Origin of the sequence: Sphingobium yanoikuyae (assembly GCF_034424525.1) — a bacterium.
GTDB classification, from domain to species: domain Bacteria; phylum Pseudomonadota; class Alphaproteobacteria; order Sphingomonadales; family Sphingomonadaceae; genus Sphingobium; species Sphingobium yanoikuyae.
Window position 1 is genome coordinate 2,979,600 of record NZ_CP139979.1, and the last position, 12,944, is coordinate 2,992,543.

At 65.5% G+C, this 12,944-nt stretch carries 16 protein-coding genes; 5 read left to right on the forward strand and 11 right to left on the reverse strand.

The window, feature by feature from the left end:
• Nucleotides 1-4 precede the first annotated feature (4 nt).
• Entirely contained in the window at nucleotides 5-322 is a 318-nt protein-coding gene (locus tag U0025_RS13735; protein ID WP_004207970.1) for a hypothetical protein, read from the reverse strand.
• A gap of 42 nt (nucleotides 323-364) precedes the next feature.
• The gene (locus U0025_RS13740; protein ID WP_004207971.1) at nucleotides 365-1,357 is read right to left on the reverse strand and encodes a cysteine synthase A; all 993 of its coding nucleotides are present in this window, start codon (nucleotides 1,355-1,357) and stop codon (nucleotides 365-367) included.
• A 198-nt stretch (nucleotides 1,358-1,555) separates the two neighbouring features.
• On the opposite strand from U0025_RS13740, the gene U0025_RS13745 reads away from it, so the two are divergent.
• Both U0025_RS13745 and U0025_RS13750 read left to right on the forward strand, forming a co-directional pair.
• Complete coding sequence (locus U0025_RS13745) at nucleotides 1,556-2,533, forward strand: cell wall hydrolase (protein WP_051156947.1); 978 nt, start codon at nucleotides 1,556-1,558, stop codon at nucleotides 2,531-2,533.
• Nucleotides 2,534-2,903: 370 nt separating this feature from the next.
• On the forward strand, nucleotides 2,904-3,032 hold the full coding sequence (locus U0025_RS13750) for an entericidin A/B family lipoprotein (RefSeq protein WP_004207973.1): 129 nt from the start codon (nucleotides 2,904-2,906) through the stop codon (nucleotides 3,030-3,032).
• Between the two features lie 35 nt (nucleotides 3,033-3,067).
• Here U0025_RS13750 and tatC read toward each other — a convergent pair whose 3' ends face one another.
• The 9 genes from tatC to U0025_RS13795 all read right to left on the reverse strand — a co-directional run bounded on the left by tatC (nucleotide 3,068) and on the right by U0025_RS13795 (nucleotide 10,349).
• The gene (tatC, locus tag U0025_RS13755) at nucleotides 3,068-3,859 is read right to left on the reverse strand and encodes a twin-arginine translocase subunit TatC (protein WP_004207974.1); all 792 of its coding nucleotides are present in this window, start codon (nucleotides 3,857-3,859) and stop codon (nucleotides 3,068-3,070) included.
• Nucleotides 3,856-4,320, reverse strand: coding sequence for a Sec-independent protein translocase family protein (locus tag U0025_RS13760; RefSeq protein WP_004207975.1), 465 nt, complete (start codon nucleotides 4,318-4,320; stop codon nucleotides 3,856-3,858). The genes tatC and U0025_RS13760 overlap by 4 nt, the downstream gene beginning before the upstream one ends.
• Nucleotides 4,321-4,346: 26 nt before the next feature.
• On the reverse strand, nucleotides 4,347-4,586 hold the full coding sequence (locus U0025_RS13765; RefSeq protein WP_004207976.1) for a twin-arginine translocase TatA/TatE family subunit: 240 nt from the start codon (nucleotides 4,584-4,586) through the stop codon (nucleotides 4,347-4,349).
• A 28-nt stretch (nucleotides 4,587-4,614) separates the two neighbouring features.
• Entirely contained in the window at nucleotides 4,615-5,196 is a 582-nt protein-coding gene (gene scpB, locus U0025_RS13770; protein WP_010336265.1) for an SMC-Scp complex subunit ScpB, read from the reverse strand.
• Between the two features lie 8 nt (nucleotides 5,197-5,204).
• Complete coding sequence (locus U0025_RS13775) at nucleotides 5,205-5,987, reverse strand: segregation and condensation protein A (RefSeq protein WP_004207978.1); 783 nt, start codon at nucleotides 5,985-5,987, stop codon at nucleotides 5,205-5,207.
• Between the two features lie 17 nt (nucleotides 5,988-6,004).
• Nucleotides 6,005-7,015: a beta-N-acetylhexosaminidase gene (gene nagZ, locus U0025_RS13780; RefSeq protein ID WP_004207979.1), complete on the reverse strand. Its 1,011-nt coding sequence runs from the start codon at nucleotides 7,013-7,015 to the stop codon at nucleotides 6,005-6,007.
• A gap of 55 nt (nucleotides 7,016-7,070) precedes the next feature.
• The gene (locus tag U0025_RS13785; protein WP_004207980.1) at nucleotides 7,071-7,790 is read right to left on the reverse strand and encodes an SPOR domain-containing protein; all 720 of its coding nucleotides are present in this window, start codon (nucleotides 7,788-7,790) and stop codon (nucleotides 7,071-7,073) included.
• 19 nt (nucleotides 7,791-7,809) lie between these two features.
• A complete protein-coding gene (gene argS, locus U0025_RS13790; protein WP_004207981.1) occupies nucleotides 7,810-9,537 on the reverse strand; it encodes an arginine--tRNA ligase in 1,728 nt (575 codons plus the stop codon).
• 203 nt (nucleotides 9,538-9,740) lie between these two features.
• Nucleotides 9,741-10,349 (reverse strand): hypothetical protein, encoded by a 609-nt coding sequence (locus tag U0025_RS13795; RefSeq protein ID WP_037490383.1) that lies wholly within the window; start codon nucleotides 10,347-10,349, stop codon nucleotides 9,741-9,743.
• A 167-nt stretch (nucleotides 10,350-10,516) separates the two neighbouring features.
• Here U0025_RS13795 and ispH point away from each other — a divergent pair, with 167 nt between their 5' ends.
• Genes ispH through rnhA form a run of 3 tightly spaced genes read left to right on the forward strand, consistent with a single transcriptional unit; the run spans nucleotide 10,517 to nucleotide 12,914 of the window.
• On the forward strand, nucleotides 10,517-11,476 hold the full coding sequence (gene ispH / locus U0025_RS13800) for a 4-hydroxy-3-methylbut-2-enyl diphosphate reductase (RefSeq protein ID WP_004207984.1): 960 nt from the start codon (nucleotides 10,517-10,519) through the stop codon (nucleotides 11,474-11,476).
• Nucleotides 11,477-11,481: 5 nt separating this feature from the next.
• Entirely contained in the window at nucleotides 11,482-12,471 is a 990-nt protein-coding gene (gene thrB, locus U0025_RS13805; RefSeq protein ID WP_004207985.1) for a homoserine kinase, read from the forward strand.
• Nucleotides 12,468-12,914 carry a ribonuclease HI gene (gene rnhA, locus U0025_RS13810; protein WP_004207986.1) on the forward strand — a complete coding sequence of 149 codons (447 nt, stop codon included), beginning with the start codon at nucleotides 12,468-12,470 and terminating at the stop codon, nucleotides 12,912-12,914. The genes thrB and rnhA overlap by 4 nt, the downstream gene beginning before the upstream one ends.
• The last annotated feature ends 30 nt before the right edge of the window (nucleotides 12,915-12,944 follow it).

Consider the following 12,944-nt stretch of genomic DNA (forward strand, 5'->3'; position numbering starts at 1 on the left):
CCCGTCAGGGCGTCTGCGGCGTGGGTTCCTGGTCCATCGGCTTGCGGATCTTGGGATCGGGCTGCAGATCAGGGACGATCGGCGCCATTTCCGGTGCGGGTTGCACCCCCAGTTCGGCGAGCGGCTCCTTGGGCGTGGTGGCGGCGACAGCGGCATTGACGTCGATCGTCGGCACGGCCGGCGGCGCGGACGCAATATCGTCCACCCGCGCCTTGTCGATGACGATGTTCGCCAGCCCGACCAGCAGGACAACACCTGCCAGGCCGGTCAGCCCTATCTGAACGCGCTGCAACCCCTCCTGTCGGCGGGAATGATCAGCCATGAACATGCTCTATTTTATGCCGCCGCGACCCGTGTCGGCCCGTCAATTGTGCGCGAGCCAGGGGAATATCGTCAAGCCCTTCGATTCGAGCCACTGCCGGTTGTAGAGGGTCGACAGATAGCGGAAGCCGGTATCGCACAGGATTGTCACGATTTTCTTGCCCGGCCCAAGCTGTTTCGCAAGCGCGACGGCACCCGCGACATTGATGCCCGACGACAGACCCAGGCACAGCCCCTCCTCGGCCAGCAGGCGGCGGACCCACTCCAGCCCTTCCTCGTCGGAAATGCGGAACTGGGTGTCGATCGGCGCGCCTTCCAGATTGGCGGTGATGCGCCCCTGGCCGATGCCTTCGGCGACCGAATTGCCCTCCGCCTTCAACTCGCCACGGGCATAATAATTATAGAGCGCCGCGCCATGCGGATCGGCGAGGCCGATGACGATATTCTCGTCATGCGCCTTGAGGCCAAGGCCGACGCCGGCGATCGTGCCGCCGGTGCCCGCCGCACAGATGAAGCCGTCGATCCGGCCTTCCATCTGGGTCCAGATTTCCTCGGCCGTGCCGACGATATGCGCCTTGCGATTGGCGATATTGTCGAACTGGTTGGCCCAGATCGCGCCTTCCGTCTCCTCCGCCAGGCGGCGCGAGGTGTGGACGAAATGGCCGGGGTTGGAATAGGGCGCCGCCGGCACCGTCACCAGTTCCGCGCCCAGCGCGCGCAGCGTGTCCATCTTTTCCCGGCTCTGCGTCTCGGGCATGACGATGATCGACTTGTACCCCTTGGCATTGGCGACCAGCGCCAGGCCGATGCCGGTATTGCCGGCCGTCCCCTCGACGATCGTGCCGCCGGGCTTCAGCAGCCCCTTCTCCTCGGCATCATTGACGATGAACAGGGCGGCGCGGTCCTTCACCGATGCGCCGGGATTGGCGAATTCGCACTTGGCGTAGATATCGCATCCGGTGGCTTCGGACGGACCGGCGAGACGCACCATCGGGGTATTACCGATCAGGGCGAGGCTATCTTTCTGGAGCAGCATGCACCCCGCATAGCGGAGCCGATACGTGCTTGCCAAGCAAGGGAATGCTGCATCACGAAAAGAGCCGGTTTGCCCCGGCTTCGCGCGCCGGTCCCCCACTCCCGACACATGCCCCGCCCGATTCCGTGGAGGAATTGGAAAGGAAAATCGGCTATGACCAGGCCCGCGCGGCAATCGGGCCCGCTCGATACCGGCTGGATGATGCGGCTTTCGCGACAACAGGAACGATGGATCTGGCATGGCGGCCTGGGCGCACTGGCGCTTGCGGTGCTGGTCGTGCCGCATCTCATCACCGCCGCGCCGCTCGACATGCTGGCCGAGGATCATCATGGCCCCGACCCGGCCGAACAGGCGGGCGCCAATTTCCCCGGCTCCGCCTTCTTCTATGCCGAAGGCGCCTTTGATCCGGCGCCCGGCGCACTCACCATCCAGAGCCCGCATGTCATGGGCCTGGCCGAGGTCAAGGCGGCACCGGCCGCCACCTTCCGCGGCATCACTCCAACAGACAGCTATCGCGCGCTCAACTGCCTGACATCGGCCATCTATTATGAAGCCGGGAATGAGCCGGAGGAGGGCCAGCGCGCCGTCGCACAGGTGGTATTGAACCGCGTGCGCAGCCCGCTCTGGCCCAACAGCGTCTGCGGCGTCGTCTATCAGGGCTCGGAACGCACCGACTTCCACTGCCAGTTCACCTTCAGCTGCGATGGCGCCATGGCCCGCCTGCCCAACGCCGTCGCCTGGGTCCGCGCGCGCGGCATCGCCCAGCAGGCCCTGTCGGGCAAAGCCTATGCCCCGGTGGGCCTTGCCACCCATTATCATACGCTGGCCGTCCGCCCGGCCTGGTCCGCGACGCTGCAGCCGGTTGCCGTGATCGGCGCCCATATCTTCTATCGCGGCATGGGCTTTAACGGTACGCCTGCCGCCTTCAGCGACGCCTATCCGGGGCGCGAACTGATATCCGGCCCTGCCCGCCGGATCTGGCCGGTCCAGCCGGTTACGCCCGTCGAACTGATGAGCGCGGGACCGGCAACCGCCTATGTGCCCCTGCCGACGGTCGCGCCCTCCACGCCGGTGCCCCAGCCCGCCCCCGCGCCCGTCCTCACCGCGCCGATCGACAATCTGCCGGAATCGACGATCCGCCCCGAATATCGCAACAGCGGCCGGCCGCTCGGTTGAACCGCACCATCTTTTTGCGCTCGCCTGGCGAGATTATTTTAGGTTAATATCCGATCAACCAGCGAAATGCCTGAAAACAAGGGCAATTAAAATTCGCGATCAGGAGCGGAAATCGGGAACCACCCGCTTTGCCGCTCGTTCTGCATTTCGGATAGCAAATCTTTTGCCCCCCGCTCTTGCTATCCAAAAAATATGAGCCCGGAACGCATCACCCCCCCCCGACGCGTTCCGGGCTCAGACTTTTTTGGGGCACCCTCCCTCATCGTCGAACCAGCGCCAGCCGGCGGAACCCTTCCCGTCCAGGCGTGTTCTCCAGCGGTCACCGATATGGCTCGCCATGCGGTCGGCCGAATTTCGGAAGGAGAAACCGATGACCAAGACAATCGTCACCGCCCTGCTGCTCACCGGCTCGCTGCTGGTATCCGCCTGCAATACGGTGGAAGGCGCTGGCAGGGACGTGCAGAGCGCCGGCAAGGCCGTCGAGAAGTCGGCCAACTGATCACATAAAAAGGCCCGCGTTTCGCGGGCCTTTTCTTATGCGGATGCTTCCTCGGCCGCCGCTTCTGCGGCGGCACGTTTCGCCTGGCTGCGATCGGTGAACCAGATCGCGACCAGCGTGATTTCGTAGAGCAGCAGCAACGGGATGGCGAGCATCAGCTGCGATACCACATCCGGCGGGGTCAGCACCGCGGCCAGGATGAAGGCGCCGACAATCATGTAGCGGCGCATGCCCTTGAGCTGCTCGCGCGACACGAAGCCGGCCCGGTTGAGCAGCATCAGCAGCACCGGCAACAGGAAACAGATGCCGAAAGCCAGTATGAACTGCATCACCAGACCCAGATAGCTGTCCGCGCTCGGCAGCGCCTCGACCTGCAGCCCGCTGCCATTGCCCTGATAGCCCAGGAAGAAATGGAAGGCGGTCGGCATCACCACAAAATAGGCGAGGCTCGCACCCAGCGCGAACAGGAAGGGGGTTGCGATGATGAAAGGCAGCAGCGCCTTCTTTTCCTTCGCATATAGCCCCGGCGCGACGAACGCCCAGAGCTGGTTGGCGATGATCGGGAAGGACAGGCAGAAGGCGCCGAACAGCGCGATCTTGATCTGCACGAAAAAGGCTTCGTAGAGCTTGGTATAGACCAGCTTGCCGCCGGCATCGCCAAAGGCTTCCTTGAGCGGATGCACCAGGATGGCGAAGAGCTGCTCCGAAAAATAGAAGCAGATCGCCCCGGTGATGGCGAGCGCGTAGACGCATTTGAGCAAGCGGCTGCGCAGTTCGATCAGATGGTCCAGCAAGGGCGCCTTGCTGTCGTCAATATCGCCGATCATGCCGCCGCATCCCCCTGCTTGGGTGCAGCGGGCTCTTCCGCGACATAGGGCGGCTTGTCCGCCACCGGCGGCGGCGCCGCCTCCGCCACATAGGGCGGCGCATCGACAGCGGGGGCCGCCGGCGCTTCCGCCACATAAGGCGGCTTGTCGTCTACAGCCGAAGCAGCGGGCGCATCGCTGGCCGAACCATGCTCGATGACCTGGGTTTCGGGAACCTGGGTCTCGGGCGGATGCTCGGCCATGATGCGCTTATTCTGCTCGGCCCATTTCTTTTCCAGCTCTTCCAGCTCGACTTCCCGCACCATGGCATCAATGCCGGTGCGGAAATGCCGGGCCATGCCCTGGGCCTTCCCCACGATCTGCCCCACCTTGTAGAGCGCGCGCGGAAGATCCTTCGGGCCGATCACGATCACCGCAATGATCACGATCACCAGAAATTCGGTCGAATCGATGCCAAACATGCGCGACTACCAGCCTGCGTTAGAGATCAGGCCTTGGTCTTTTCTTCGGTTGCGCTCGGCGCATCCTGTTCGGGCACGCGATGACCCTCGATCCGGGTCGCGGGCTTTGCCGGCGTCGCGTCGTCCTCGTCGTCGGCCATGCCCTTCTTGAAGCTCTTGATGCCCTTGGCCACGTCACCCATCAGGCCGGAAATCCGGCCGCCACCGAACAGCAGCATGACGACCAGGAGCACGATCACCCAGTGCATCAGCGAGAAAGAACCCATTTTCACATACTCCTGAAAGGAGGCCTTTCTAGGCCTCTTCCTCATCCTTTTCCAGAACGGATTGACCGCCCAGACCCTCCAGCGCCAAATCCACCGGATCCAGCAACCCCGCAGCCCGCAAATCGTCCAGACCCGGCAAGTCCCGGCGGCTGCTAAGGCCAAAATGTGACAGAAACTCTACGCTGGTCGCATAGATGAGCGGGCGACCCGGCACTTCGCGCCGCCCCACCGGACGCACCCAGCCGGCCTCCATCAGCACATCCAGCGTGCCCTTGGCCACCTGAACCCCGCGAATCGCCTCGATCTCCGCGCGGCTCACCGGCTCATGATAGGCGATGATCGCCAGCGTCTCCATCGCCGCGCGGGACAGCTTGCGCGTCTCGTCCCGTTCCCGCCGCAGGATATGCGCCAGGTCGGCCGCCGTCTGGAAATGCCAGCGCCCGCCCCGCTCGACCAGATTGACGCCGCGTCCGGCATAATCCTGCGCCAGCCCGGCCAGCGTCGCGGGCAGATCGCCGCCATCGCCGACATGGGCGCGCAGTTCAGCAGGCGTCAGCGGCTCCTCCGACGCGAACAAGGCCGCCTCCACCGCGCGCGCGAAATCATCCATCTCCCGGATCACCGCAACTGCTCCCATTGATCGCCCGACAGCGCCGCCCGCAGATAGATCGGCTCGAATATTCCGTCCTGCCTTATGTCCACCCGCCCCTGCTTGGCCAGTTCCAGCATCGCCACGAAGCTGCTGGCCAGCGCCGATTTCGCCATCGGTCCGTCGCGATCGTCGGGCAGGAAGGATTCCAGGGTCGTCCAGTCGAGCGCCGACCCGACCAGCGCACTCACCCGCTGGATCGCCTCGTCCAGGGTCATGACTGGCCGCACCGCGACCATATGCACCACCGGCTGGTTACGCGCGCGGATCTGGCCATAGGCCTGGATCAGATCATAAAGGCTGGCGCTCCACTTCGCCCGCCGCACCATGTGCAGCCCCTCGGGCCGGGGGCGGACGAACACGTCGCGCCCGATTCGATCGCCGGCCATCAGCCGCGCGCCCGCCTCGCGCATGGCGTGCAACCGTTGCAGCCGCAATTGCAGCCGCAGCGCCATTTCCTCGGGACTGGGCTCGGGCTGCGCTTCCTTGGGCAGCAGCATCGCCGATTTGAGATAGGCCAGCCACGCCGCCATCACCAGATAGTCGGCCGCCAGTTCCAGCTTCAGCTGCCGCGCGCCATCGACATAGGCCAGATATTGCTCGACCAGCGCCAGGATGGAGATTTCGCGCAGGTCGACCTTCTGCGTCCGCGCCAGCGCCAGCAACAGGTCGAGCGGCCCCTCCCAGCTTTCGAAGCTGACGGTCAGGACCTCGGCGGGCGTCGCGGCCGGGGCGGTGAAGAGATCGTCCATCGCCCCCGCGTCCGCGATCAGGCCGGAACCAGCGCCAGCAACGTGTCGCGGGTCGCCAGCAACTCCTCGAACGGCGGCAGGTCGGCGACATGGGCCGAGCCCATCGCCCGATCGAGCCGCGCCCGCGCAGCCGGCGTGATATCCGGCAGCAGATTGGCGATGCCGACCATATCGTCCATCCGCCCCCAGCAATTGAGCGCCAGGTCGCACCCGGCCGCGACCACGCCGGCGGCCAGTTCGGGTATCGAGCCCTTGAGCGCCTTCATGTCGAGGTCGTCGGACATCAGCAGCCCGTCAAAGCCGATGCGCTGGCGAATAATCTCCTCGATCACGATCGGCGACAGGCTGGCCGGCCGATCGGCATCCCAGGCGGTGTAGACGACATGGGCGGTCATGCCCATCGGTGCATCCTTGAGCGCGCGGAACGGCGCCAGGTCGTTTTCCAGTTCCTCCGTCCCGGCATGGACGACCGGCAGTTCCAGATGGCTGTCGACCAGCGCGCGGCCATGGCCGGGCATATGCTTGACGATGCCCACCACATTGCCGTCGGCCAGCCCCTCGATCACGGCGCGGCCAAGCGCCGCGACGCGCATCGGCTCGGCGCCCAGCGTCCGGTCGCCCATGATGTCGCTCGCGCCCTCCTGCCGCACGTCCAGCAGCGGCAGCGCATCCACCGTGATGCCAACCTCCGCCAGCATCAGCGCGAGCGCCCGTGCATTGGCCCGTGCCGCCGCGATCGCGCTGGACGGCGCAATGTTATAGAGGCGGTCGAACACGGCGCCGGCGGGAAAACTGGGCCAGACCGGCGCCTGCATCCGCGCGACCCGGCCGCCCTCCTGATCGATCATGATCAGCAGGTCGTCGCGCCCGTGCAGCGCGCGCAGTTCGTCGGTCAGCGCCCGCACCTGCGCGCGATCGGCAATGTTGCGCTTGAACAAGATGTAGCCGGCCGGCTGCGCCTCGGCAAAGAAGGCGCGCTCGTCGGCGGTCAGGGTTTCGCCGGATAGGCCGAAGATGACGGGTTTCATGACGCCGATGCTAATGACTAAGGCGCGGGCTGTCGACGCCCGCGCCCTGTTTGGGTCAATTGACGATGATGCAGCTTTCGCCCGCGACCTTCAGCTTGCCGCAAACGGTGCCCGCCTGCCCGCCGGCGCTGGCGCGCAGGCGATAGACGGTGCTGCCGCCCACTTCGGCCGGCTCGACCGACATGGCGAGCGGCGCCAGATAGGCAAAGCGCTTCGACAGGCGGCCCCAGGCATCCTTGGCGCCCGACGCGCTGCCATAGGCGCCCAGCTGGATGACGCCACTGCCGGCGGCCTTGGGCGCGGCTGCCTTGGGCGCGGCCCTGGTCTCGTCCTCGACCTTGGCGGTGACGCTCTGCGCGGGCTTGGCCGGAACAGCGGGCTTGGTGCCTGCAGGGGCAGCGCCGGTCGGGGTGATTGGCGCTTCGGGCACGCGGCTCGGGTCGATCTGGCCATCGCGGGCCACACCCTCGCTCGCGGCGAAGCTGGCATCGCCCTCGCCCTGGAACTTCTTGGCGTCCGCTTCCTTGGCCGCGATCTTGTAGTCGCCCTGCGGCGCGGCGATCAGTTGCCCTTCGCCCGCGCCACCGCCATTGCGGTTCTGCAGCCACCACATGCCCGCGACCACAGCGCCGATCAGCACCAGTCCCAGAATGATGAGGCCCAGCAGGCGCAGCGGCGAAATCCGCTCCTCATCCGCCTCGTCGAGCGCAGGCTCCAGCCAGGGCAGCCGGTCCTCGTCATCGAGGTCAAGTCGCCCACGTGCATAGTCACCCATTATCGAAACTCCGCTCGGCTCACTGCATTTCGGTCAGCGCGACCACGCCCATCAGGGCAAGGCCGTTGCGGATGATCTGCCCGATTCCGCGGCTCAAGAAAAGCCGGGCCGAGGTGAGGGCCGGATCGTCCGCCAGCACCACGCGCGCGCGCGGATCATCATTGCCCATATTCCACCAGCCATGGAATGCCGAAGCCAAGTCATTGAGATAGAAGGCAATACGATGCGGCTCACGGGCCTGCGCCGATCCTTCGACGACACGCGGGAACTGCGCTGTCAGCTTCACCAGGTTCAGCTCCGCCGTCCCAAGCAGGGACAGGTCAGGCGCGGGAAGGTCGATCCCGGCCTCTTCGGCACGGCGGCCGAGCGAGGAAATGCGGGCATGGGCATATTGCACATAGAAGACCGGATTGTCCTTCGAGGCTTCCACCACCTTGGCGAAATCGAAGTCCATCTGGGCATCGGCCTTGCGCGTCAGCATGGTGAAGCGGACGACATCCTTGCCCACTTCGCGCACGACATCGGCCAGCGTCACGAAATTGCCGGCGCGCTTGGACATCTTCACCGGCTCGCCATCGCGCAGCAGGCGGACCATCTGGATCAGCTTCACGTCGAACCGCGCCTTGCCTTCGGTCAGGGCGGCGACGGCGGCCTGGATGCGCTTCACCGTGCCGGCATGGTCCGCGCCCCAGATGTCGATCAGCTGATCGGCGGTCTGCGCCTTCTGGAAATGATAGGCCATGTCGGCGCCGAAATAGGTCCAGCTGCCGTTCGACTTCTTGATCGGCCGATCCTGGTCGTCACCGAACCTGGTCGAACGGAACAGCGGCAGTTCCACCGGCTCCCAATCGTCGGGCAGTTCGCCCTTGGGCGCTTCCAGCACGCCGTCATAGACCAGATCATGGGCACGCAGCCAGGCTTCGGCCTCGGCCGGCTTGCCTGCCGCCTGCAGTTCGGCCTCCGACGAGAAGATGTCGTGGTGGATGCCCAGCAGCGCGAGATCGCTGCGGATCATGTCCATCATCTTCGCCACGGCAAAGGTGCGGAACAGGACCAGCCAGTCGGCTTCCGGCGCGCCGACGAACCTGTCGCCATATTCGGCGGCCAGCGCCTGCCCCACCGGCACCAGATAATCGCCCGGATAAAGCCCCTCGGGGATCGCGCCGACATCCTCGCCCAGCGCTTCGCGATAGCGGACATGCGCCGAGCGGGCGAGCACGTCGACCTGGCCGCCGGCATCATTGATATAATATTCGCGGATCACCTTGTGCCCGGCATATTCCAGCAGGGTGGCGAGCGCGTCGCCGACCACCGCGCCGCGGCAATGGCCCATATGCATGGGACCGGTGGGGTTGGCCGAGACATATTCGACGTTCACGGTCGTGCCCGCGCCGAAATCGGACCGGCCATAATCGGCGGCTTCGGCATGGATCGCTGCCAGTTCGGCGCGCCAGGTCGGGTCGGTCAGGGTCAGGTTGATGAAGCCGGGGCCGGCGATGCTGGCTGCCTCGACCTCGTCCAGCGCCTGCAGCTTGGTGACGATCGCGTCGGCCAGCGCGCGCGGATTTGTGCCGGCGGGCTTGGCCAGCACCATCGCGGCGTTGGTGGCCAGGTCGCCATGGCTGGGATCGCGCGGCGGCTCCACCGTCACCGGCTTGCGGTTGAGGCCGGCGGGCAGCGTGCCTTCAGCCTCCAGCGCGTCGAGCACGGCATCGAGATGGGCGGTGAAACGGGTGTAAAGGGACATCAAACTATCCTGCGTCACAAAATCCGTTCGTCCTGAGTAGCCCCTTCGACTGCCTGCCAAGGCAGGCGCTCAGGACAAGCATTGAGCGCGGTCGAAATGGCGTATCGAAGGATGTATGTGACACAAGATGCTTCGATATGGGCCTTCGACTTCGCTCAGTCCCTACTCAGCACGAACGGGGAAAAATCTAAGCGGAAACGACCTTAACGGGTCGCGTTATATTTGAGCTGATCCTGGGTCAGGTTGAAACCCACGAGCAGCTCGAAGCTGGTTCGCTGCAGCGCCGCCTTGACGTCCGGCTGGGCGAAGGGGTCGATCGCGGCATCCGCGTCGCCCGCCTTGCGCTTCTGCGTGATCTTCTGCTGAATTTCCGGCGGCAGCGTGGCCGATGCCTTGTCGACATAGGAGCCGGCCGTGGCGGTCGCGGTCGCGCGATATTCGCCCGGCGCGAAGTTCAGCGTCACCTGGCCGATCCGCTTGGCGACGACGGCGCTGCCGCCCCGCACGATCGCCGAGAAATAGGGCAAAGTCACCTGGCGCGCGGTGCTGGCGTCGTTGCGGCGCGCATTCACCACGAAGGTCGCCTGGGTATAAAGCTCGGCGCCATCGGAACAGGTCGAGCGCAGATCGGTGATGTTCGCCACCACGTCGATCGCGGAAGCATCGCGGCTCTGGGCCGGATTGAACAGGGTCACGTCACCGGTATAGGCCGGGATTGCAGCCACCGGGCAAGCCGAACGCACCGTGACGATACCGCCCGTCGGGTCGATTTCCCCCCGGCGAGAACAGCCGGCAAGGGCAAGGGCGAGCATTCCGGTCAACGCAATTCGGGACAATGTCACAGGCAGCAATTCCTCAGCATGCCCCTTGGACAGAGGCGTCCGGCTTCCTTATCCATCCCCCGCCGCCCACGCAACACAAAGCGCGGTGATTTGCGTTGGCCCTTCCTTCGGGCGCGACATTGCCCTAAGCCGCGCCCATGACGCAGAGCCCCGCCCCTCGCCCGCCGATGACCCTGTTGATCGCTGCCCCGCGCGGCTTCTGTGCCGGTGTCGACCGCGCCATCATCATCGTCGAGCGCGCGATCGAGAAATATGGCGCGCCGGTCTATGTCCGCCATGAAATCGTCCACAACAAGTTCGTGGTCGACAGCCTGAAGGCCAAGGGCGCGATCTTCGTCGAGGAACTGGATCAGGTGCCCGACGGCGTGCCGGTGGTCTTTTCCGCCCATGGCGTGCCCAAGGCGGTGCCGGCCAAGGCGGAGGAGCGCGGCCTCGACTATCTCGACGCCACCTGCCCGCTGGTCAGCAAGGTGCATCGCCAGGCCGAACGCATGGTGACCGCCGGCCGCCACATCCTGTTCATCGGCCACAAGGGCCATCCGGAGGTGATCGGCACCTTCGGCCAGGTGCCCGAGGGGACGATGACGCTGATCGAAACGGTCGAGGATGCCGAGGCCCTGGCGCCCACCGACGCCGACAATCTCGCCTTCCTGACCCAGACCACCCTGTCGGTCGATGATACCGCCGCGATCGTCGCCACGCTGGAGCGTCGCTTCCCCTCGATCATCGCGCCCAAGGGCGAGGATATCTGTTACGCGACGTCGAACCGCCAGACCGCGGTCAAGGCGATCGCCGCCCGCTGCGACGCCGTCTATGTGATCGGCGCGCCCAACAGCTCCAACTCGCTGCGCCTGGTCGAGGTCGCCGAGCGCGAGGGCACCCCCGCCCGTCTGATCCAGCGCGCCGAGGAAATCGACTTTGCCTGGCTGGACGGCGTGACGACGCTGGGCCTCACCGCCGGCGCCTCCGCGCCCGAAATATTGGTGCGCGAAGTCGTCGACCGGATTGCGGAGCGCTTTGCCGTGACCGAGGAACAGGTGGAAACGGCGCAGGAGAATATCTCCTTCAAGCTGCCGCGCGGACTGGAGGCCGCATAACCCCCATGGCCGTTTATACGCACGTTCCCGCCGAAGAGATTGACGCCTTCCTCACCCGCTATGATGCCGGCCGGCTGGTGTCCGCCAAGGGCATCGCCGAAGGCGTGGAAAACAGCAATTATCTGCTCGAAACCACTGGCGCCGACGGCGCTGATAGAGTTGGGGGCCACCGCTATATCCTGACCCTCTATGAAAAGCGGGTGGATGAGGCGGACCTGCCCTTCTTCATGGACCTGCTCGACCATCTGGGCGCGCGCGGCTGCCTGGTGCCGCGCTTCATTGCCGACACCGATGGCAAGCGGCTGCAACAGCTGGGCGGGCGCCCGGCCTGCCTGATCGAATTCCTGACCGGCATTTCCGTGACCGAACCCACCCCGGCACAGGCGCGCGCCTGTGGCGTGGCGCTGGGCGAACTGCACAAGGCGGCGCAGGGCTTTGCCGGCGAACGGCGCAATGCGCTCGACAAGGATGGCTGGCACGCGCTGGCCGCCAAGTGCGGCGATGATTTCGACCAGATCGCACCGGGCCTTGGCGACCGCGTGGCGCAGGAACTGGCCTTTCTCGACGCCCACTGGCCCGCCGATCTGCCGCGTTCGGTAATCCATGCCGACCTGTTCCCGGACAATGTCCTGATGCTGGGCGATGAAGTCACCGGCCTCATCGACTTCTATTTCAGCTGCACCGACATTCGCGCCTATGACCTGGCCGTCACCCACAGCGCCTGGTGCTTCAGCAATGACGGCGCGACCTGGTATGGCGACCGCGCGGTCGCGATCGGCGCTGGCTATACCGCCGCCCATGGCCTGACCGATGCGGAACGGGCAGCCTTTCCGATCCTGTGCCGCGGCGCCGCGCTGCGCTTCCTGCTGACCCGCGCCTATGACTGGATCAACACGCCCGCCGATGCACTGGTGACGCGCAAGAATCCGCTCGCCTATCTGCGCCGCATGGATTTCTACGCCAAGGCCGAACCGGCGGAGCTGCTCGGCGCATGAGCGACCTGCCGCAAGTCCAGATCTTCACCGATGGCGCGTGCAAGGGCAATCCCGGTCCGGGGGGCTGGGGCGCGGTGCTGCGCTTTGGCGACCAGGAGAAGGAAATCTCCGGCGGCGAGGCGATGACCACCAACAACCGCATGGAAATGATGGCGGCGGTCGAGGCGCTCAACACGCTCAAGAAGCCGTGCCAGGTGACGCTCTACACCGACAGCAAATATGTCATGGACGGCATCACCAAATGGATTTTCGGCTGGCAGAAGCGCGGCTGGAAGACCGCCGACAACAAGCCGGTCAAGAATGTCGAGATCTGGCAGGAACTGGTGAAGGCCGCCGCCCGGCACAAGCTGACATGGCAATGGGTCAAGGGCCATGCCGGCCACCCGGAAAATGAACGCGCCGATGCCCTCGCCTGCGCTGCGGCGGAAAGCTTCCGCAAATAGTATAGGGACGGGGAGGTCACCCTCCCCGCG